A 19,918-nucleotide genomic window follows, 5' to 3' on the forward strand; every position below is an offset into this window, starting at 1 on the left:
TTTTTGTCGGTGTATACTATGTGTAGCTGCAATTGCCAGGATACAAATGACTGATATTGTCGACCCTACGACACGATCGCGAATGATGGCGGGAATCAAGGGAAAGAACACGAAACCCGAGCTCGTTCTCCGTCGTGCACTTCATGCACAAGGGCTGCGGTTCCGCCTACACAGCACGAAAATCACAGGTGCGCCTGACATCGTCCTTCCAAAATACAAGGCGGCGGTATTCGTACATGGCTGTTTCTGGCACCGGCACTTTCGCTGCCGTTATGCGACAACGCCGTCCACCCGACCTGAGTTTTGGCAAGCCAAGTTTGCCGCCAACGTTGCCCGCGATGACGCCGTCAAGCGCGTGTTGCTCGATATAGGCTGGCGGGTAGCGACGGTTTGGGAATGTGCGTTGCGAAAGCAGGACCTAATTGAAGCGGTAGCTAGCCAGTTGACGGAATGGCTTCCGACCGCTTCAAAAGAGATAGAAATCGGGGAGGGTGAGGTCTAGTCGATCCGTGATCGTCAGCGGCTGCTGATCCAATCGAATACCGAGCTGACGAACCTGAACCGCTCACGCATTCTTCGCGAACCCACCGTGCATGTGGCCAGTTATCTGCCCGCCGCCCAGATCCAGAAACCCGCCATCGATCACCGAGACCGCCCCCTGTCGAGGAGCGAGCGCCTGAAGAACCTTCTCGCTGCCGCGAGGGGGAATGTGAAGGGCAGAGAGTATGCTCCTGTCGTATGCGCCCGTGTCGATCGCTATCCGGTCGTGGAAACGCTCCACCATCAATGACGATGTCGGTGTATGTCCATGCACAACGGTCTTTCCGAAGGATTCTGGGAAGCTCAGGAAGGGCTCCCGGATCCACATGAGCTTGTACGGATCCTGCCGAGCAAGTGGCACTCCCGGCACGACACCGGCGTGGACGAGAATGTGGTCATCAAGTTCAACGTACTTCTCGGCTCCACGCAGGATGGCCACGTGGTCGATGTCAACTACGTCAAGAATTCGATCCAGGTCGGCATTAGAGAAATCGAAACCGTAGGAGGCAAGGGTGGCTCCTCCTCCCATCTTGGAGATCCAGTGCAGAAGAAGCGCCTGTTTCCGGCTGGGATCCTGTTCATCGAGAATGCGGAGGACGAATGAGTCATGGTTTCCGAGAACCAGCCGGGAACCGGGGATCTGCTTGAGTGTCGACGAGACGAGGTTCATCGCTTCGCGGCTGTCGGGACCACGGTCGATGATGTCGCCAAGGAATACGATACGGAACGCATATCCTGTTCGTCCGGCCCGGTCCAAAATTCCGTCGAGAAGGTTGCGAAGGAGATCGGCGCGCCCGTGAACGTCGCCGATCGCGAAGGTATGAGTGCTGGTCAAGATCGTGAGGTCCCGTGTTGCGAGTAAGACCTCGCATGCAGGTTCTTGGAGAAACCTTTACGGAAATCCGTCGAGTCTCGAGACAGTTGACGGGAGGTGAATCCTTCCGGATGCATTTGCGGGCTCCGTTTTGGCGTCCATTAGTTCTTTCGGGATAGGTAGGAGAAAACCAGTGGAGCGGACATGAAGATCAAGACGGGCGAGCACGCGCGGCACACGGAAGAGAAGTTCGGGGTCACGGTACTCCGCAGCGTGCACGGGTGGTACTGGGTCGCCTCCGGCAGCGACGCCGACACGACCGAAGAGCTGAGGGAACTGGTGACCGAGATCAACAGACGGGACGATGCCTGGTGGTTTTTCGACCGGAAGCCGTGGACTGCGATCTGGACTCTCGAGCTTCCCCAGGCAGGCACTCGCCGCTGTGCAATGGTGTCGGGCATGGTCAATTACGCGCTGTCCACCCGGTTCGCACAGAACGAGCACTACGTCTTTCGCGCGCCCGAAGATGACGGCGATCTCCATGCGGTCCTTGAGGCGCATTTGCCTCACATTCAGGACGTGGCTGAGACAGGAGAGTGGCCTGCCCAAGTCGTTGTGCCGGGCGAGCCGCTCGGAGGGTGGTCCGATGGGCCACAGGAAAAACTCCCGGCTCTGCAAGGGCCACGGCGGTGGGAGATCAACTGCGGGCCGGACTATCGCTGGAGGTTTGTCTCCGACACCGAATGCGGATACGACCTGCCGGAGAGGGAGCTTCATCTCTTTCAGGCAGACGATGTCGGCGAATGGATCGTGCGGATCTCGGAAAAGACCGTGCAGCCCTGGTCGAATCTCGCCAGGGTCAGACGCTTCGACACTGCAGTCGATCTCGGGCATGGCCTGGGACTCTCATATGACCAAGCTCGCGAGATCGGGAAGCTCTGGATGGACGGGACAGAGCCGGAAGCGCTGGGCGTCCCCTACGAGCCCCGGCCCGAATACACGATGCGGGCAGCCTACGAGCGCGATGCCAAGCTCCAGCCCGTGGGGCGCGTAAGTGGTGCTGGTTGATCGTCGACAGGCGGATGAGAGGGGTAAGCGGTGTTCCACCTCCACCTTGACTCGAGGACAGCGGTGTCGACTTGTCCCGAGCAGCTTTTCTTCGTGATACCTTGGCCTGCCATCGTTGTCGGGAGGTCAAAATGTGCAAAAGAGCGGTTATCTACGCGCGGTATTCAACAGATCAACAGAACCCCGCATCCATCGAAACGCAGCTTGATCTGGGGGCCTCGTTCATCTCAGAACGCGGTTGGAAACTGTGCGGAACATTTGTCGACGCTGGTGTAAGTGGCGCGAGTTTTGAAACACGACCAGGCCTTCAGGCTGCGCTGACGGGAGCAAGAGAAGGAGCATATGATGTCCTTCTTTGCCTTACGCTAGACCGCCTCTCGCGAGACCTGGAACACAGCGCAAAAGTTCTAAAGCTGCTCCAATTCCACGAGATTGAGCTTTGGACCGTTCACGGCAGCTCCCAAGTGTCATCCATGGAGCTTGGGCTGAGGGCAGTCCTGAACAACGAGATGCTTGAGCAGGTTCGATACCGGACCAGGGAGGGTATGAAGACAGTCGCAAAGAAAGGTCGAGTACCCGGTGGCATCTGCTACGGCTACACGATCAAAAAGATGATTGGAGCCGACGGCGATCCGATCCGGGGCCTCAGGGAGATCAATCCCGACGAAGCGGCTGTCATCATCTGGATATTCAAACAGTATGTTAAAGGCCTCAGCCCTGACGCCATTGCTGAAATCCTCAACTCTCAAAATATACCAGGCCCTCGTGGGCAGGCCTGGCGAGGAACAGCGATCCGGGGACACCGCCGAAGAGGGACCGGGATTCTGAACAACCAGATGTACATCGGTCGCCTGGTGTTCAATAGACTTGCGTACCGAAAGAACCCGGTGAGCGAACGTCGGGTGTCTCGCCTTAACTCTCCGGATCAGCACGTCATTCAGGAGATTCCGATGCTTCGCATTATCGAGGATTCCCTCTGGAAAAGAGTGAAACATAGGCAAGCCTCGCCGCGCCATCAGAACAAGACGTCGAAACGAATGAAGCTATTGGTCGCGTCTATGCCGCCTCGTAGTTCCAAGAAAGGAGACGCGCGATCTCACTCTGCTTATGGCCGTTGACGATGGCAGAGAGCGTGCTGACCAGATACCCAAAACGGATCGACAGCATTGAGCTTGCAGGTCTCGATGAGCGACGCGATGGTCGCCCGATTCTCGGCTCCCGCGTCGTGCCTTGGGAAGTGGGCATTCTTCTGGTTTCGTTCACCAAAGCACCTAGCCGAAGGCCTGCAGACCCCGTCATAGGGTGCGAGATCATCCCGGAATCCGAAAGCGCAATTATCTCGGAACAAAGGGGGGCTCATCGGAACTGTAGCTTTGCGGGCCTAGATTTGGAAATCACGCCGATTCGCTTTACTTTACAGCTCGGTGTTTGCTGTGTGCCGCGGTCCATGGAACGCGTTGAACGGTGGTCGCTGCTCCCCGAAGAAATTAGTGAGCCGCTCACTATGCAGATCCACCAAGCGTTCCGCTATCGCCGGCAGTTCTGCCGCCGCCCGATAATAATCATCCAGTTCAATCGCATCAAGCATGGGCTCCCCATCGACCCTCAGCAGATGGTCGCGACCGATCAGGAGCCCTGCTTGGCCGAGTGCATTCTGGCTCTGAAGCCTCATCGCCGATGAGATGATCTCCTTCCAGTGCCAGATGCCGCCTTTCGTCATCTGGTCTTCTGAAAAAGCAAAATCGGATTCTACGCATCCGAGCGACAGTATTCGGATGTTCCTGCGGTCGATGTCGTAGCAGGCCATCGCATCGACGAGTGCGGTCATGACGGGGTTGTTAGCCCAGACGCCGCCATCTGCAAAATGCCGATCACCGTTTCGGTAGGTCGAATAGAAAGTCGGGGCTGCCGAGGTCGACAGCGCCACGTCGATCATCCTCTCCTTCCAGTCGCGCTGATAGTCACGGTGATGGGGAGTCTTGAAGAGGTGTACCTCGTTGTATTCGTCAAAGGATGGGATCACCAGCCGCCGCTCAGCGTCACCGAGCAGTCTCTCTCCGAAGGTCGCTGCAAGATTCCGTCTTAACGCCTCGCGCTCGTACTTGTACTGGTTCAGATTGCGGAGAAAGTGCCATGCCGACTGAAGTCTGTGCATTGTCCGGTTTCGATACTGGCGGCGGGGAGGGAAGATCTCCGCGCCGTGCTCCATGTAGATCGCAAGGATGTCTTTCGCCGAGAGGCCGATCGAGAGTCCGAGCGCGATGATGCCTCCAGTGGAGGTTCCGGCGATGTAGTCGAAGAACTCGCCTGCAGTCCGTCCGTTGCAGAAGCGTTCTTCGCAGTGTTTGAGCACGGCAGCCGGAAGGATTCCGCGGATCCCGCCGCCATCGATCGACAGTATGCGCATGTCGCCGGAGTGCCACGGAAGCGGAGGGCGAAGATCCGGCCTTGTACCCTCAGACCTTCGCGATCTCGGCTTCACGGGAGCTTCCTCCTGCATCGCCTTCTTCTCCTTCGTGCCGGGCAGGGCCGAACCAGATGTTGCTCACCCTCCAGGCTTCATACCAGTAGAGCCATGTGCTCGACCAAGGCACTGTGGTGTCGGCGAGATAGTCGCAGATCGACCACTCGTGATCCGGATCGAACAGACACAGGCAGGGGTCGCCTGCGGTGGGATCCCCTTGGGGCCAATACACGTGGGGCAGCTTGCCGTCCGCGTTCGGCCTCAGCTTGGGGCTGTCGACGAAGACCCGGGGCTGGACCTGCTTCACGGTCGTGTAGTCGAGCAGCCTCGGGACCCGATAGAAGATCCGGACTCGGTAGCTGATCTTGTTAGGCCGCAGGCTTCCGAGCCACACCGCCGTCCGATCATCCTCCTTCGTGACCTTCCAGTCCGGCAGCACCGCGCCCATGTGAGCGATCTGATCGTCAATCGACAGGATCTTCAATGAAGCCACCCATGTCGGTATTCGCCCTCGCCGGCACGATTAGGCCCGTCGAAAGAGCCGGCGCCGCCAGTGCGCTCTTCACAGCGCCAGACCTAGTGATCCCCAGCATGTTCTGCCTCGACAGCGTGCCCTGGCCCCGGTAGTGGTCCTCGAAGGCGCGATCAGCCGGAGTCTCTCCGAACAGCTCCCGCAGGATATTCTTTAGCTGCTGCGGATCCCATTCGCGGCCACGAAGCATCCTCAGATGCCGGACAAGCCGGATCAGTTCATCCCGCCACAGTCTCTGAGCGCTCCTGTCCTCCGGCCAGCGGTCCGTGAATAAGTCTGCCGGGTGCGCCGGGTTCGCAACGACGAGCTTCCGAAGTTCGCGCTCCGCGCTCTCGATCTCCCGCTGCATGTGGGTGGCGATAGTGATCAGCTCGTCGCACAGGCTATCACTCATCTGACCAGCATCCAGTGCCATCGCGGCCATCACCACCGACGGAGGGCGACGGCCGTCGCGCCCGCGGAACTGGACGTCGCGGAAGCGCTTCAGCAACTGGATCGCAACGAGGCGAGGGGACTTCTCCTCGATGGGGACGTGCTCCGGCATCGGCTGTGTCTCGGCCCGCTCCTGCAGAAGGCCATCTGCAAGGAGCCGGCGCGCGCGGTAGCGGGAGGCGAAAACGTCACTGGATTTGATGCGGGCGTTGAAGTGGAGCGTGAAGGCCTTCGGGTTGACCTCCTTCGTGTACTTCTCATCGCGCTTGACGTTGTGATGGAAAAGCAAGCCTGATCGTTCCGGGCCACCGGGTATCCTCGCAACAGGCATAAGGTCTACTGTGACGCCGTCAGGGTAGGTGACGGTCACGCAACGCGTGTTCCGAGTCACCTTGAAGTCATAGTAGCGGCTCCCCGGATCGCCCTTCACGGCCTTGTAAAGTTGATCCAGCATCCATGCGGGATCGGTCCCGATAGGAAAGTCGACTTCCACGACGACGTCGACGTCGTGCTGCATGGATCTGACGTGGGAATAGATGGCGGCCGCGATCGAAAACGATCCGGAGGGGTAACATTCGCGAACCCTGCCCTCGAGTGGGCTGCCCTCGCGGTCTACGTGGGCGCAGAGCCCGAGGAAGTGGTCGGCGGCTTCCTCATGCTTTGTCTTGGGGACTTGGATGCGTCTGGCGATGTCGATCAGTATCCCATCAAGGGGATCGATGCTGGCTGCGAGATCGAGGTTGATGAGAATTCCCATGCCATTGTCTCCTTCGATCGAGCGCTGACGCTCTACTGGTCGTTGCGGCCGCCTCCGCTATTGATCATCCCCCGATGCGTCAATTCTAGCTTTTCTGAGCTTTTCCCGGCAACCGAAGCTGCCGGGAGACTTCTTTTTCAGCGGTCTAAATCGTTGATTCAATGACATTCCAATGGCGCAGTGACAAACCTAGTGGCGCGGCACACAGAGGAACTCCGAGAGTCTTCAGCTGCACCCGCTCGTCGCACCGCACGTGTCGCACTTCTCGCAGGTCCCATTCCGCACCATCGTGAAGTTCTGGCACTCCGAGCACATGTTGCCGGTATAACCCTGCATAATCGAGCGCTGGCGGCGTTCGGCTTCCACCTTTTTGGCTTCGGTCTTCGCCGTTGCCGCGTCCGCTGCCGCCTTGTCGGAGAAAAGGGCGGTGGCGTCGCTGGTGATTTCCTCAGTTACCTCTTCGGCGATCTCTTCGGCCAATTCCTTGGCGCGCTCCTCGTAGTCGCGCTTGAAGGCGACGATTTCGGAAGTGGAGATGGCTGCGGTCGGTTCCAGTTTGCGGGCAGCACTGCCGGCAAAGGCGGTGACCGTGCCGGTGGAAGCGGCGCGGGCAGGGGCTGCAGTGGCAGCACCCTTGGGTTCGCCGGCCTGGCGTTCGCCGCCGGTGCCGGACACCAGCGTCGGCTTGTAGCCGCGGGTCCAGCCGGTCGACAGCAGGTTGGTCTTGCCTTCCTGGATGCCCTTGCCGAGTGCGGTGTTGGAGAAATCCGACGTATCGACATGGGCGAGGTCATGACGGCCGAGATAGGAGACGGCAAGCTCGCGGAAGACATAGTCGAGGATCGAGGTAGCGTTCTTGATCGCGTCGTTGCCGATGACCATGCCGGCCGGCTCGAACTTGGTGAAGGTGAAGGCCTCGACATATTCTTCGAGCGGCACGCCATATTGCAGGCCGAGCGAGATGGCGATGGCGAAATTGTTCATCATCGCCCGGAAGGCAGCGCCTTCCTTGTGCATGTCGATGAAGATCTCGCCGAGGCGGCCGTCGCCGAATTCACCGGTGCGCAGATAGACCTTGTGTCCGCCGACGGCGGCCTTCTGGGTATAGCCCTGGCGGCGGTTCGGCAGCTTCTCGCGTTCACGCGAAACGCGTTCGATCACCCGCTCGATGATCTTTTCGGTGATGGTGACGGCCTGGGCGGCGACGGGCGCCTGCAGCAGGTCCTCCAGCGCATCCTCGTCGTCCTCGTCCTCGATCAGCGAGGCATTGAGCGGCTGCGACAGCTTCGAGCCGTCGCGATAGAGCGCGTTCGCCTTGAGGCCGAGTTTCCAGGAGAGCAGATAGGCGTTCTTGCAATCCTCGACGGTCGCCTCATTCGGCATGTTGATCGTCTTGGAAATCGCACCCGAGATGAAGGGCTGGGCAGCAGCCATCATCCGGATATGGCTTTCCACCGAGAGGTAGCGCTTGCCGATTTTGCCGCAGGGATTGGCGCAATCGAAGACCGGCAGATGCTCGGCCTTCAGGAAGGGCGCGCCTTCCAGCGTCATCGCGCCGCAGACATGGATGTTGGCGGCTTCGATGTCCTTCTTCGAGAAGCCCATATGGTCGAGCAGGTTGAAGCTCATGTCGGCGAGCTGTTCGTCGGAAACCTTCAGCTTCTCCTTGAGGAAGTCGGCGCCGAGCGTCCACTGGTTGAAGACGAACTTGATGTCGAAGGCGCTCTTCAGCGCCGCATTGACGGCTTCCACCTTCTCGTCGGTCAAGCCCTTGGCCTTCAGCGTCGACGGGTTGATCGCCGGTGCTTGGTTCAGGTTGCCGTGGCCGACGGCATAGGCCTCGATTTCGGCGATCTGGCTCTCGGAATAGCCGAGCGTACGCAGCGCGTCGGGCACGGCGCGGTTGATGATCTTGAAGTAGCCGCCGCCGGCGAGCTTCTTGAACTTGACGAGGGCGAAGTCGGGCTCGATGCCTGTCGTGTCGCAATCCATGACGAGACCGATCGTGCCTGTGGGGGCGATGACCGAGACCTGGGCATTGCGGTAGCCATGCTGTTCGCCGAGCGCGAGCGCCTTGTCCCAGGCCGATTTGGCGTGGGCGGCAAGATCCTGATCCGGGTTTTCCGAATGGATCAGCGCGACCGGGTCGATCGACAGCGCCTCATAGCCGGAGGTTTCGCCGTAAGCGGCGCGGCGATGGTTGCGAATGACCCTGAGCATGCTGTCGCGGTTCGGCGCGAAGTTCGGGAAGGGGCCGAGCTCGGCAGCCATTTCGGCCGAGGTCGCATAGCATATGCCGGTCATGATCGCGGTCAGCGAACCGGCAATGGCGCGGGCCTCAGTGGAGTCATAGGGAATGCCCGACGACATCAGCAGGCCGCCGATATTGGCGTAGCCGAGCCCGAGCGTGCGGTATTCATAGGAGAGTTCGGCAATGCGCTTCGACGGGAACTGCGCCATCATGACCGAGACTTCGAGCACGACAGTCCACAGGCGAACGGCGTGTTCGTAATCGGCGATATTGATGCGCTTGGTGGCCTTATCCTTGAACTGCAGCAGGTTCAGCGAGGCAAGGTTGCAGGCGGTGTCGTCGAGGAACATGTATTCCGAGCACGGGTTCGAGCCGCGGATCGGGCCGCCGGCGGGCGAGGTGTGCCAGTCGTTCATCGTCGTGTTGAAGTGGATGCCAGGATCGGCCGAGGCCCAGGCGGCGTAGGAAATCGTTTCCCAGAGATCGCGCGCCTTCAGCGTCTTCATCACCCGGCCGTCCTTGCGGGCGGTCAGCTTCCATTCGCCGTCATTTTCCACGGCGCGCAGGAAGTCGTCCTTGATCGAGACGGAGTTGTTGGAGTTCTGGCCGGAGACCGTGAGATAGGCTTCCGAATCCCAATCCGTGTCGTAGGTCTTGAATTGAAGATCCTTGTAGCCCTGGCGGGCGAACTGGATGACGCGCTGGACGTAGTTCTCCGGAACCTGGTCCTTCTTGGCGGCGCGGATTTCGCGCTTCAGGGCAGGGTTCTTGGCCGGATCGAAGCAGTCGCCGTTGTCGCCACCTTCGCAATTGAAGCAGGCTTTCATGATCGTCTTCAGGTGCCGGGCGACGACCTTCGAGCCGGTGACGAGGGCTGCGACCTTCTGTTCTTCCTTGACCTTCCAGTTGATGTATTCCTCGATATCGGGATGGTCGATATCGACGACCACCATCTTGGCGGCGCGGCGCGTCGTGCCGCCCGATTTGATGGCGCCGGCGGCGCGGTCGCCGATCTTCAGGAAGCTCATCAGGCCGGAGGAGCGGCCGCCGCCGGAAAGCTTTTCGCCTTCGCCGCGCAGCATCGAGAAGTTGGAGCCGGTGCCGGAGCCGTATTTGAACAGGCGCGCCTCACGCACCCACAGATCCATGATACCGCCTTCGTTGACGAGATCGTCCTCGACCGACTGGATGAAGCAGGCATGGGGCTGCGGATGTTCGTAGGCCGACTTGGACTTGGTCAGCTTGCCGGTGAAGGGGTCGACATAGAAATGGCCCTGGCCGGGACCGTCAATGCCGTAGGCCCAATGCAGGCCGGTGTTGAACCACTGCGGCGAGTTCGGCGCAACGCGCTGGGTGGCGAGCATATAGGCAAGCTCGTCCTTGAAGGCCGCCGCATCTTCTTCGGACGAGAAATAGCCGCCCTTCCAACCCCAATAGGTCCAGGTGCCGGCAAGGCGGTCGAAGACCTGGCGCGCATCGATCTCGGAGCCGGTCTGCTCATCCTTGGACAGGGTCTTCAGCGCCGCATCGTCGGGAACGGAGCGCCACAGGAAGGAAGGAACGTCGTTTTCCTCCACCTTCTTCAGCCGGGTGGGGACGCCGGCCTTGCGGAAATACTTCTGCGCCAGAACATCGGTCGCGACCTGGGAGAACTGGGCGGGAACGTCGATATTCTCGAGGCGGAACACGATCGAACCATCGGGGTTCTTGATCTCGCTGGTCGCCTTGCGGAATTCGATATCCGCATAGGCGCCTTGGCCGGCCTTCGTGAAACGACGTTCGATGCGCATGGTCTTGACCTCGTGTTGGCGCCCAGTCCCCACGACCGGGGCGCAAAATTCCTATCCGGCGGCACATTGTCGTCGTGCAGCCAGTCTCGTTTCCGTATTGTCACAGGGGTGTCATCCGGAGATGTCCTTCCTGTATCTTGTGGTGATGGTGGCTGCAAACGCTAAATATAGTATTAACAGCTTATTATCGCCAGTCCCGACGTCACTTTTTTTGGAGGCTGAAAATCGCGCAGAGATCCTGTCAGGCCTGACACCGTTCCCGGCCAGTCGCCCTGATTCCGCGTCCTAATTTTCAATAGGGAACCGGGCTCGTTACCTCCGGTCCTGTCGCCGCCGCAACATCAGGGACAGTAAGTTTGAAACGGGTGATTCCGTCAAGGGCTGGCCGTTAATTGATTGCTAACCACAACATCTTGTGGATGCGCCTGTGGAGATTGGGGAAAGCCGGGGAGCCCTGAAATTACAATGGCTTGCAGGCGCTGCCGGCCAAGGAAAATGCCGGAACCACAAAAAAGCGTCCTGCGGCAAATCTTGTGATGGCATTTCCCGTGCAAATGCGCATGCCGATTCGGCGCCGAATTCAGCCCTCTTCAGAGCGCGTCGATGGCGATGGTGACGGTGGCGACGCCGATCGCCTTGTCCTCTTCGTCAATGACGACGAAGCTCGCCTGCGTTTCGAGCATCTGGGTGGATTGGTTGCGTTCCGCCCGGTCGATGAAGATCTCTCGCGAGCCGTCGGCGAAGGTTCTGAGGTATTTCTCCTCGTCGCCCTGCCAGTAGTCGGCGGTGATGGTGCTTTGCCCCACATTCAGTCCATGACTGTCGGTGACGAAAAATTCGACGATCGCCCCCTGCGAGGCGTCCTGCCTGGTTTTCAGGTAGTTCGACACGGATTTGTCGAGCAGCAGCTGGACCATCTGCAGATGGTGCCGATCGACCTCCGACCGATAGGTCTCATCGAGGACCCGCATGTCGATTTCGCTGACATCGGTGAATTTGGCATTCTGCTCGGCGATGGCTTTCAGCACCAACGGCGTTTCCACCATCGGCCGGATCCGCGTCTCGACATAGTCGCGCACCAGGGGAACATAGGCAGGCTCGGCGCGGGCAGGCGTGAGGGGAAGCAGACATGCCGCCAGCCCGACGGCAACCACCGCAACATGTCCCCACCGCGCCATCGTCGTTTCCTTCTACCGCATCGTTTGCTGCACGCTTTAAGCGCAGTTTGATACGATTCGCAGCTGCCGAGTTTATGCGAATAAGTTAAAATAGATGTGCAGATCCCGATAGCGGATTCAGGAAACCTCGCCGACAAAAACTGGAACAATTTCAAGTGGTAAATACGAGGGGTGCGCGCTGCGACCTATGGGCTCAGCGCGGCCCCTTGGCGATCGGCTCCTGGTAGGTGAAGCCCATGTCCCAAGGGAAGTAGATCCACGTATCCTGGCTCACCTCGGTGATGAAGGTATCGACCGTCGGAACACCCTTCGGCTTTGCATAGACGCAAGCGAAATGCGCCCGCGGCAGCATGGTGCGCACCTGGTCGGCGGTCTTGCCGGTGTCCGTCAGATCGTCGACGACGAGCACGCCTTCGCCGCCGTTTTCGGCGAGCTCGGGCGCTATTCCCTTGAGCAGCGTCATGTCGCCCTGGTTGACGTAGTCATGATAGGAGGCGACGCAGACGGTCTCGATCAGCCGGATGTTCAGTTCGCGCGAGATGATCGCGGCCGGAACGAGGCCGCCGCGGGTGATGCAGACGATCGCCTTGAACGTTTGATCGAGGCCGGCAAGCCGCCAGGCAAGGGCGCGCGCATCGCGGTGGAACTGATCCCAGGAGACGGGAAAGGCTTTATCGGGAAGGGACATCGGGCTGCTCCGCGGCATGAAAAATCAACACGCCGTTTGCCGGCGACCGGAGGGGCTTGAGGCGGCGATCGGCAAAACAAGAAATCGCGCGAGCCGGAACTGCGCGAGATCGCGCGCTGCACTGCGCGAGTTGTGCCGAGGCCCGAAGCCGTCATCGGTCGGCGCAATTAACGGAATTTGCCGGCAAAAGGCAAGAGCAGCCGATCAACGCGACAGAAGCGTCAGCGCCGTCATCGATTGCAGCAAGGTCCTCGTCGTGCCGCCGAAGATCATCTGCCAGAGCCAGGAATGGGTATAGGCGCCCATCACGAGAAGATCGATGCTGTTGTCCGAAAGCCGGTTCTCGATGACGTGCGAGGTGTTTTTATCCACGCTTCGAGCCGTCGAAAGCGTCGTCTTCACGCCGTGGCGGGCGAGCGTGGCGGCGATATCGGTGCCTGCCGTCAGCGGCGACTGCAGTGCGGTGTCGGCCGGATCGACCGACAAGATCTCCACCGCGTCGGCCGCCTTCAGGATAGGCAGCGCGTCGAAGGTCGCGCGCGCTGCCTCCTTCGAGCCGTTCCAGGCGATCAGCACGCGCTTGATCGGCTTTGGCTGACGGATGATGTAGGGGATTATCAGCACCGGCCGGCCGGTTTCGAAGAGAAAGCTGTCGACGTCGACATGGCTGTCGGAGGATTTGGCCGGATCGGCCTGCGAGGCGATCAGCAGATCGGCGCTGCGGGCGCTTTCGATCAGCGGTGCGGAGCCGTAGCCGATGGAGGTGGCAAAGCTGCGCCACTCCGAGGAACCGCCTGAGGCCTCAGCCTTGGCGCGAAAAATCCGCTCTACCGCGATCGTTTCGCCATGCGCCATATCCTGCAGCGCCTGCACGGCGACGGGATCGGGGATTTCCATCGGCGCCACCAGCGGTACGGCGGAGATGTTTTCGGCATGCAGGCCGATCACATGGGCGCCGCTTTCGGCGGCAATGGCAAAGGCGAAATCGGCGACGGCGGCGCTATTGTCTGCTGTATCGAGAATGGCGAGAATGGTTTTGTAAGACATATCAATTCTCCTTGCGCTGAAATGGCGTGCGCGAGGGAAGGAATGCACCGGACCGTTCTTCCGTTCCTTGACGGGGATTAAGCCTGATCCCCGCTTCCGGTTATGCCCTCAAGCCTCGGCGGAATGGTTATCGGCGATGTCCTTCCTCTGGCGGATGACGTCGATCATGTCTTGCACCGCGGCGCCGGCCGCATCGATTGCTGCCTGCGCGCGGCCACGCACGACGATCTCGGTCGAGAATTTCTGGCCGATATAGCGGGGGTAGGAGCCGATGCTGGTTTCCGGATGGGCTTTCTGGATCGCCGTCAGGGGCGTACCGATCTCGCCTTCGCCGTAAGGGCAAGCGATGGCGAGCGAGAGCACCGGCGTTCCGGTTCGAAGCATCGGCAGCACATTGTCGACCATCGCCTGGAAGACCTGCGGCACGCCAGCCATCACGTGGACGTTGCCGATGATGAAACCCGGCGCCGTCGACACCGGATTGGCAATATGGACAGATCCGCGCGGCATGCGCGCCATGCGCTGGCGCGCCTCGGTGAATTCCATCTCGCGGCGACGGTACATATCGGCCAGCAGCGTCATCGCCGTTTCGTCATATTCGCACGGCACCCCGAAGGCCTTGGCGATGGCATCGGCGGTGATGTCGTCATGCGTCGGCCCGATGCCCCCTGATGTGAAGACGTAATCATATTTGCCGCGAAGCGCGTTCAACGCCTCGACGATCGCCTCCTCATCGTCAGCGACGATGCGCACCTCCTTGAGATCGATACCGGAAAGCGTGAGCAGATCGGCGAGGTGGCCGATATTTTTGTCCTTGGTGCGGCCGGAAAGAAGTTCGTCGCCAATGGCGAGCATGGCGGCGGTAACAACGGTGGCGTGGCTCATGGGATGTTCCGTGATGTGAGGCTGGTGAATAGGTAGCGCCCTTCGGCCGCTTTGCAAACACTCGCCGATGCGTCACTTTTACCGAAACTAAAACAACGAAGAATTCAAGTGCGGCTCGCTCCACGGCACCTCCAGCGGGCGTGGCGAAAGCGCTAGACGCCGACGAGCTATAGTTCCCAGGTAATCACTGCGTCTCTCGGATTGCAGGCAAACGGTTTACAAGCTATGGCGGGTCTGTCGGCGACAAGGCAATTAGATCGAAGTGCAAAGCCCCCAAACCTTTTCAGCATTTCCCTACCTGGCGATGGATCGCTGCCTTCCAGATTTGCACACGATCCGGCAGTTCGCGCGCCGGAATCTACGCTGTCTTCGCAGTAAGCAATCGTAGTGGGGGAGAGGAACATAAGATCATGACTGTCCTTGCGGTGTGGCTTGTCGTTGCCGCGATTTTACTGTTTGGCCTGACCCTCAATCGCGCTCTTGTGCTTTGGCTAAACCGCGGCTTTCATCCGCCTGTTCGTGACGGCACGGATCTGCTCTTGAGCGGTATCTTGCCGGGGATTGCTCTCGTCGGTGGTTTGGCAACGGCCCTCGGAGTCATTCATCTGTTGCGCATAGAAATCGTGTTGCCTCTTGCCGCGATTTTGATGATCTGGCGACGGAATGATGTTCTGGCGACTTTTGTTGATTTGCGCAATCTGGCGGGGGTGGGCGTGCGGGCGACTGCCAACGGCAATCCCTTTCCTCTTTTGGCATCGGGCGCATTTATTGTCTTGATTGGGGTGATTTCGGTAACAGCGCTCTTCCCGGCAGGATCGGCGGATGTTTGGGCATTTCAGATTCCGCTCGCGCAAAGCATCGTTTCCCATGGTGGGTTTGTCACGCCGCAGATAGGCAGCAATTTTTACGGAAACATACCGCTTTTCTTCAATGTGCTTTTTGCCAGCACATTGCTATTCGTCGATCACTGGCTCGGGGCGGGCCTGATGAACGCGGCGATTTTCCTCGGATTTTTGTTATTGCTCACAAGCTGCGCACACCGCTGGCGGGCGGCTGGATTGTTGCTGGTTTTCTTCCTGATCGTGTTTCAGCCCTTTTTTACGCCAGGCGTGGCAGTCCCTTTAACTGATCTTCCCAGATCCTGTTTTTCGGTTGCCGCCGTCCTTTATCTCTGGCGCTATCTTGAGACCGGCAGGCCCTCTGAGATCGTCTCTTGTGCTTTGCTCGTGGGTGGCGCAGTCGGCGGCAAATACACCGAGCTTCAGATGGTTGGCTTGATCGGTTTGGCGCTCTTGCCGTCGATCTATCGCGGCAAAATGCCATTTTCGCTTTTTTTGACCTGCCTGGCCGCGTTTCTATCCCTTGCGGGCTACTGGTACATCAAAAATCTCATCGTGCTCGGTAACCCTATCTATCCTTTCATTTTTGGGCATCCCGGACTTTCGGATCAGTGGATGGCGGACTACAGACTTGAGCTCGGCCGTGCTTTCGATCCGGCAAACCGGGTTTTCGTGATCGATCTTACGACCCGCCAGGGTTGGCACGACTTCTTCTTTATCTTGCATGATTGGTTTCTGGATCGCCGGCGATATGCGATCGTCGCTCTCATCCTGATCATCGGCGCATTGCTCGCGTCGTTCAGAAGGATATTTGTGCTTGTAGCGACAACTGCTGCGATGTTCATCATCTGGTACGCCGTCATGTTCAACCATATCCGATGGGCGACGCCGGCCTATTTGCTATATTTTTCGACCGCTTATATTGGCGCGAGTCTGATCGTGGAAAAAATTGCAGTCAGCAAAACCGCTCAACCGGGCGGCTTTGTGTTCGACATGTCTGCACGCCTGCTGGCAGGACGTAGGGCCATCAATGGCCATTTGTTTACGCTTGCAGTGGTGGTTATCGCTCTTGTGGTGTTCTGTCTTCCTGCAGTCAAATTCGTTTATCGGCCCAGCCGCCAACCCTATTCCTGGATGGAGCAGGGAGTCATGGAAGTCCTGATCGGCCGGCAAAAACTCGATGGCTTTCTTGGGGCCCAGCGTGAAGGTTACATCATTTATCGCTATGTTGCGGCAAATGATTTGAGGACTGTATTTCAACCGTTCGACACGGGCAGCATTTTATTTGCGGCCGCCTACACGGGAGGCAGAGATAGGGGATGGTTGCTGCCCCCTTATATATTTCCCGACTCCGAAAATGATGTGGACGCCTTCGTCAAACGTAACAACATCCGGTACTTTATCCGGGTGACGGAGAAACAGGAATTGTTGGCCGAACGCGTTGGCGCCGCCAAGTTTGGGTTGGCGCAAATAACCATATCGCGAATGTTGCCGGAATCGACTTTGTTGCTGAAAGACGGATTTGGGTGGGAACTGTACCGGTTCAACGGTTTTCCCTCGCAATGAAACCCGCAGGGCTGCGGTGACGCCCATCTTCTCATGGGTGGCCTGATTTGTATGGCATATGGTGCGGACGGCGGGGGTCGAACCCGCATAGCCTAAGGCCGAGGGATTTTCTTACCGCTACGGCTTTCGCCGCCGCCTTCCGGCGTTTGTGGTCTGGACTATACCTTCACCCTAGCGTCTGCCTTAGGTGCTGCCCGTCTAGTCTCTACACCTTCCCCTTGCGGGGCTTGGCTCGGGATTGCCATCTGACAGGTTTCCCCGACTTTGAGCAGTTCTACATCAGGCGTTTCCGCCAGTGCACTCAATTTTGCTTTAAGTCCCTTGTGTCTACCGATTCCACCACGTCCGCGTGGTTCTCCCTGCTAACAAAGAGAGGCGGCATTCTCAACCGATATTCAGTGGCGAGGTGCGATTCCGTTTCAAACGCTGGAAGCCCTCCATACCCGGTCGCTCGAATGTCCGGCTGCATTCGGCAGTAAAGCGACAATCCGGTGCGCCGATCAAAGCTCCGACAAGCAACTGAACATTAGGAAGTTTTAAATTGACGCTGTCCCCATGCCGGGCGCGACAGTCGATTGCGAAATTTCATGCCAGTCAGCGTAGAAAACTTAACACAACCCCTGCGACAGAAGCTTGTTGAATTTCGCAGGACATTGGGACAAAGTGCTGGCTGGGGTAGAGTTCGCGATTTTTACTGTTGCAATACGTGCACTTCACTTTTCATTGTGAGCGCCGGGACATGTGGTGACTTAAAAGGCAAAATGGCTTTTGTTCTGAAGACCTTCGGGAGGTTGCAGCTCGTCGACGAGGAGGGGAACGCTGTCGCGTTTCCCGAGAAAGGCCTGCTGCTTCTCGCCTATTTGTTTACAACCGATCAAGGTTCGGCGGATCGAACGACCTTGGCTCGCTTCCTTTGGGGCGAGGCCGACCGGGAGGTTGCACTGTCGACTTTGCGGAAGGTGATTTCGAGAATTAAGGCCCGTCAAATCGATCTTGGGGTAAACATCCTTTCATCTCAGGGCAACGTGCTCACTCTCGACCGGGGGGCACTATCGTCTGACATGCTCCTGGCCGACAAGGAGGAAGAGGTTGAGCCGTTCTCCCGGCTGAGACAGCTGGTGACGCTGATGAACCAGCCTTTTCTCGAGCCGGTTCACAGCCAGAGCCGCCAGTTTCAGTATTGGCTCGCCGAACGTGAAAATTACCATAACGAGCTTCTCGCCAATACTTTGAGAACGGCGTCGCAGCTGGCCCCGTCGCGAAAGAACGCCGAACTCCTGAGGAAGGCGGCGGTTATCTTGTTTCGGACCGAGCCGAAGGATCCCGAGACGCTGCAACTGCTCATAAAGATCCTCAAGGCGGAAGGGGAAGTCGAATTACTTCGGAGCTATTTCGAACAGCGGCGCAGTGCGACATCGAGAGGCAGTTCCGCGCGTACCGGATCCGACGACGGTGACACGAAATACCTGCGCCCGCCATCCGCGTCGTCAAAGGCGAAACTTGAGGCTTCTCTTCCCCTGGAGCCCGAAGATATCCGGATTTCCATTCCCCGCCTGGTGCTGCTTCCCCCTAAAAATCAATCCGCTCGGCCGCAAGCCGGTTTTTTAGCTGCGTCTTTGGTGGAGGATATAACGATCGGATTTTGTGTCTTCAACAGCCTGGAGGTCATAGCCCCGTATTCGGCGGTTCAAATCGGCCACCAGGTGGAGACGCAGAAGGCTTTCTTCGAACGCCATTGCGTCAACTATATCCTCGACACCCGGATCAGCAATATGGGCGATGAGGTGACGCTCTTTGCCCAACTGATCTTTTTCGATCAGAATCAGATCGTCTGGGCCGAAAGGTTCAGCCTCGATCGTATGGATCTCGCCAGAGACAGGCGAGTTGTTGCCCGGCAGATCGCTCTCTCCGTATCCAGCGAAATCGAGCGTCATGAGGCGTTGCGCGAAGATCTGAACCCGGTTGCCTACCACAGATATCTTGTCGGCAGGCGGCATCTGGCGCGGTTGACGCTTCCGAACCTGCGGCGCGTCCGCAAGGAGATGAAAGCCGCACTCAGCGTCAGCCCCGATTTCGCACCGGCGCTAAGTTCGATGGCGCGGACCTACTCCAAGGAATGGTTGCTGACGGCTCGGGGAGATATCGATCTTTTGCAGTTGGCGGAGACCTTCGCCAAGCAGGTCACCGAGATGCGTTCGGACTTCGCCGATGGCTATCGCGAGCTCGGTGTCGCCAAGTTGTTGCAGGGTGCCTTCGATGAAAGCGCCGAAGCCATGGAAGTGGCGGAAAGCCTCGCCCCGCACTACGCCGACGTGATTGCCGACTACGCGGACACGCTGGTTCATTGTTCGCTCCCGGCCATGGCCTTGCGAAAGATCGAGCGGGCAATCGAGCTGAACCCGCTCGGTCCCGACACCTATTTCTGGACTGCTGCGGGAGCAAACTATGCCCTCGGCGAATTCGAAGCTTCGCTGGACTATATCGGGCAGATGGCCGATCCTCATTTAGCGGATAGGTTGTCCGCTGCAAATTGGGCCATGTTGGGTCATCAGGACAAGGCGCGGATCTTCGTACGAAGGTTTCGTGAAGGCAATCCGCACTTCGATGTGGACAAGTGGTTGTCCGCAGTACCAAGTAAAGAGCAATGGCATAAAGATCTTTATCGTGAAGGCCTGAAGAAAGCTGGATTTTAAACATCAATCGTTAGAGAGGGCAAAAACATGGCTACAGTTGTTGTTATTAGTGTTGATGGTCAAGACGGGCTATGGGTCGCTGATCTGGACGCCGGCACAGTACTGCCGCTCCCGGTCCCGAAGGCGGGCGGCCTGAAAGTCGTGACCGATCTTCGCGCCACCGGCGCGACGGTGACAAAGGGCGTGAATGTGGCTGTCACGGTCAAGTCAGCGGAAGCGGCATTCTCTGGCCATTATGACGGCTAGGGTTGAATGATTGGCGCCATAGCGCCGTTGCGTTCCGGATTGCGATCTTAGGAATTCGTGCACAGGCGCGAGAGACGGCGAGGGGCATTTGACCTCCTCGCCGCCGAGCACCAATCCGGCGCTGCACT

The 19,918-nt window shown here is 58.6% G+C and carries 15 protein-coding genes and 1 pseudogene; 6 read left to right on the plus strand and 10 right to left on the minus strand.

From position 1 onward, the window contains the following. Window positions 1-46: 46 nt before the first annotated feature. On the plus strand, window positions 47-502 hold the full coding sequence (locus OS035_RS18290) for a very short patch repair endonuclease (protein ID WP_331813962.1): 456 nt from the start codon (window positions 47-49) through the stop codon (window positions 500-502). A gap of 63 nt (window positions 503-565) precedes the next feature. Here OS035_RS18290 and OS035_RS18295 read toward each other — a convergent pair whose 3' ends face one another. Next, a complete protein-coding gene (locus OS035_RS18295; protein ID WP_331813963.1) occupies window positions 566-1,375 on the minus strand; it encodes a metallophosphoesterase in 810 nt (269 codons plus the stop codon). Window positions 1,376-1,558: 183 nt separating this feature from the next. Here OS035_RS18295 and OS035_RS18300 point away from each other — a divergent pair, with 183 nt between their 5' ends. Both OS035_RS18300 and OS035_RS18305 read left to right on the plus strand, forming a co-directional pair. Continuing rightward, entirely contained in the window at window positions 1,559-2,422 is an 864-nt protein-coding gene (locus OS035_RS18300) for a hypothetical protein (RefSeq protein WP_331813964.1), read from the plus strand. A 131-nt stretch (window positions 2,423-2,553) separates the two neighbouring features. Continuing rightward, on the plus strand, window positions 2,554-3,540 hold the full coding sequence (locus tag OS035_RS18305) for a recombinase family protein (RefSeq protein WP_331813965.1): 987 nt from the start codon (window positions 2,554-2,556) through the stop codon (window positions 3,538-3,540). On the opposite strand, the pseudogene OS035_RS18310 reads toward OS035_RS18305, so the two are convergent. From OS035_RS18310 to OS035_RS18350, 9 genes and pseudogenes are all read right to left on the minus strand, one after another. Next, a pseudogene (locus OS035_RS18310) lies at window positions 3,479-3,677 on the minus strand (transposase domain-containing protein); the annotation flags it as partial. The gene OS035_RS18305 and the pseudogene OS035_RS18310 overlap by 62 nt on opposite strands. Window positions 3,678-3,836: 159 nt before the next feature. Then, on the minus strand, window positions 3,837-4,829 hold the full coding sequence (locus OS035_RS18315) for a CBASS cGAMP-activated phospholipase (protein WP_331813966.1): 993 nt from the start codon (window positions 4,827-4,829) through the stop codon (window positions 3,837-3,839). A 49-nt stretch (window positions 4,830-4,878) separates the two neighbouring features. After that, complete coding sequence (locus tag OS035_RS18320) at window positions 4,879-5,370, minus strand: hypothetical protein (protein ID WP_331813967.1); 492 nt, start codon at window positions 5,368-5,370, stop codon at window positions 4,879-4,881. Next, window positions 5,351-6,607: an SMODS domain-containing nucleotidyltransferase gene (locus tag OS035_RS18325; protein ID WP_331813968.1), complete on the minus strand. Its 1,257-nt coding sequence runs from the start codon at window positions 6,605-6,607 to the stop codon at window positions 5,351-5,353. Before OS035_RS18325 ends, OS035_RS18320 begins: the two co-directional genes overlap by 20 nt. A 225-nt stretch (window positions 6,608-6,832) precedes the next feature. Continuing rightward, window positions 6,833-10,648 (minus strand): vitamin B12-dependent ribonucleotide reductase, encoded by a 3,816-nt coding sequence (locus tag OS035_RS18330; RefSeq protein ID WP_097625221.1) that lies wholly within the window; start codon window positions 10,646-10,648, stop codon window positions 6,833-6,835. A 590-nt stretch (window positions 10,649-11,238) separates the two neighbouring features. Then, on the minus strand, window positions 11,239-11,826 hold the full coding sequence (locus tag OS035_RS18335; protein ID WP_097625222.1) for a hypothetical protein: 588 nt from the start codon (window positions 11,824-11,826) through the stop codon (window positions 11,239-11,241). Between the two features lie 193 nt (window positions 11,827-12,019). Further along, window positions 12,020-12,514: a xanthine phosphoribosyltransferase gene (gpt, locus tag OS035_RS18340; protein ID WP_097625223.1), complete on the minus strand. Its 495-nt coding sequence runs from the start codon at window positions 12,512-12,514 to the stop codon at window positions 12,020-12,022. Between the two features lie 204 nt (window positions 12,515-12,718). Then, a complete protein-coding gene (locus OS035_RS18345; RefSeq protein WP_097625224.1) occupies window positions 12,719-13,561 on the minus strand; it encodes a universal stress protein in 843 nt (280 codons plus the stop codon). Window positions 13,562-13,669: 108 nt separating this feature from the next. Next, complete coding sequence (locus OS035_RS18350; RefSeq protein ID WP_097625225.1) at window positions 13,670-14,446, minus strand: competence/damage-inducible protein A; 777 nt, start codon at window positions 14,444-14,446, stop codon at window positions 13,670-13,672. A 410-nt stretch (window positions 14,447-14,856) separates the two neighbouring features. On the opposite strand from OS035_RS18350, the gene OS035_RS18355 reads away from it, so the two are divergent. The 3 genes from OS035_RS18355 to OS035_RS18365 all read left to right on the plus strand — a co-directional run bounded on the left by OS035_RS18355 (window position 14,857) and on the right by OS035_RS18365 (window position 19,790). Next, complete coding sequence (locus OS035_RS18355; protein WP_183777759.1) at window positions 14,857-16,851, plus strand: hypothetical protein; 1,995 nt, start codon at window positions 14,857-14,859, stop codon at window positions 16,849-16,851. 761 nt (window positions 16,852-17,612) lie between these two features. Further along, a complete protein-coding gene (locus OS035_RS18360; protein ID WP_331813969.1) occupies window positions 17,613-19,544 on the plus strand; it encodes a hypothetical protein in 1,932 nt (643 codons plus the stop codon). A 27-nt stretch (window positions 19,545-19,571) separates the two neighbouring features. After that, complete coding sequence (locus OS035_RS18365) at window positions 19,572-19,790, plus strand: hypothetical protein (RefSeq protein ID WP_097625228.1); 219 nt, start codon at window positions 19,572-19,574, stop codon at window positions 19,788-19,790. The last annotated feature ends 128 nt before the right edge of the window (window positions 19,791-19,918 follow it).

It is taken from the genome of Rhizobium sp. 268 (genome assembly GCF_036571585.1).
Lineage (GTDB): Bacteria > Pseudomonadota > Alphaproteobacteria > Rhizobiales > Rhizobiaceae > Rhizobium > Rhizobium redzepovicii.

Excerpts from the sequence above, each read along its gene's own strand:
- gpt (WP_097625223.1), bottom strand. The coding sequence starts at position 12,514 with ATGTCCCTTCCCGATAAAGCCTTTCCCGTCTCCTGGGATCAGTTCCAC.
- OS035_RS18350 (WP_097625225.1), bottom strand. The coding sequence starts at position 14,446 with ATGAGCCACGCCACCGTTGTTACCGCCGCCATGCTCGCCATTGGCGAC.
- OS035_RS18290 (WP_331813962.1), top strand. The coding sequence starts at position 47 with ATGACTGATATTGTCGACCCTACGACACGATCGCGAATGATGGCGGGA.
- OS035_RS18315 (WP_331813966.1), bottom strand. The coding sequence starts at position 4,829 with ATGCGCATACTGTCGATCGATGGCGGCGGGATCCGCGGAATCCTTCCG.
- OS035_RS18365 (WP_097625228.1), top strand. The coding sequence starts at position 19,572 with ATGGCTACAGTTGTTGTTATTAGTGTTGATGGTCAAGACGGGCTATGG.
- OS035_RS18305 (WP_331813965.1), top strand. The coding sequence starts at position 2,554 with ATGTGCAAAAGAGCGGTTATCTACGCGCGGTATTCAACAGATCAACAG.
- OS035_RS18330 (WP_097625221.1), bottom strand. The coding sequence starts at position 10,648 with ATGCGCATCGAACGTCGTTTCACGAAGGCCGGCCAAGGCGCCTATGCG.
- OS035_RS18335 (WP_097625222.1), bottom strand. The coding sequence starts at position 11,826 with ATGGCGCGGTGGGGACATGTTGCGGTGGTTGCCGTCGGGCTGGCGGCA.
- OS035_RS18355 (WP_183777759.1), top strand. The coding sequence starts at position 14,857 with ATGACTGTCCTTGCGGTGTGGCTTGTCGTTGCCGCGATTTTACTGTTT.
- OS035_RS18345 (WP_097625224.1), bottom strand. The coding sequence starts at position 13,561 with ATGTCTTACAAAACCATTCTCGCCATTCTCGATACAGCAGACAATAGC.
- OS035_RS18300 (WP_331813964.1), top strand. The coding sequence starts at position 1,559 with ATGAAGATCAAGACGGGCGAGCACGCGCGGCACACGGAAGAGAAGTTC.
- OS035_RS18360 (WP_331813969.1), top strand. The coding sequence starts at position 17,613 with ATGGCTTTTGTTCTGAAGACCTTCGGGAGGTTGCAGCTCGTCGACGAG.
- OS035_RS18325 (WP_331813968.1), bottom strand. The coding sequence starts at position 6,607 with ATGGGAATTCTCATCAACCTCGATCTCGCAGCCAGCATCGATCCCCTT.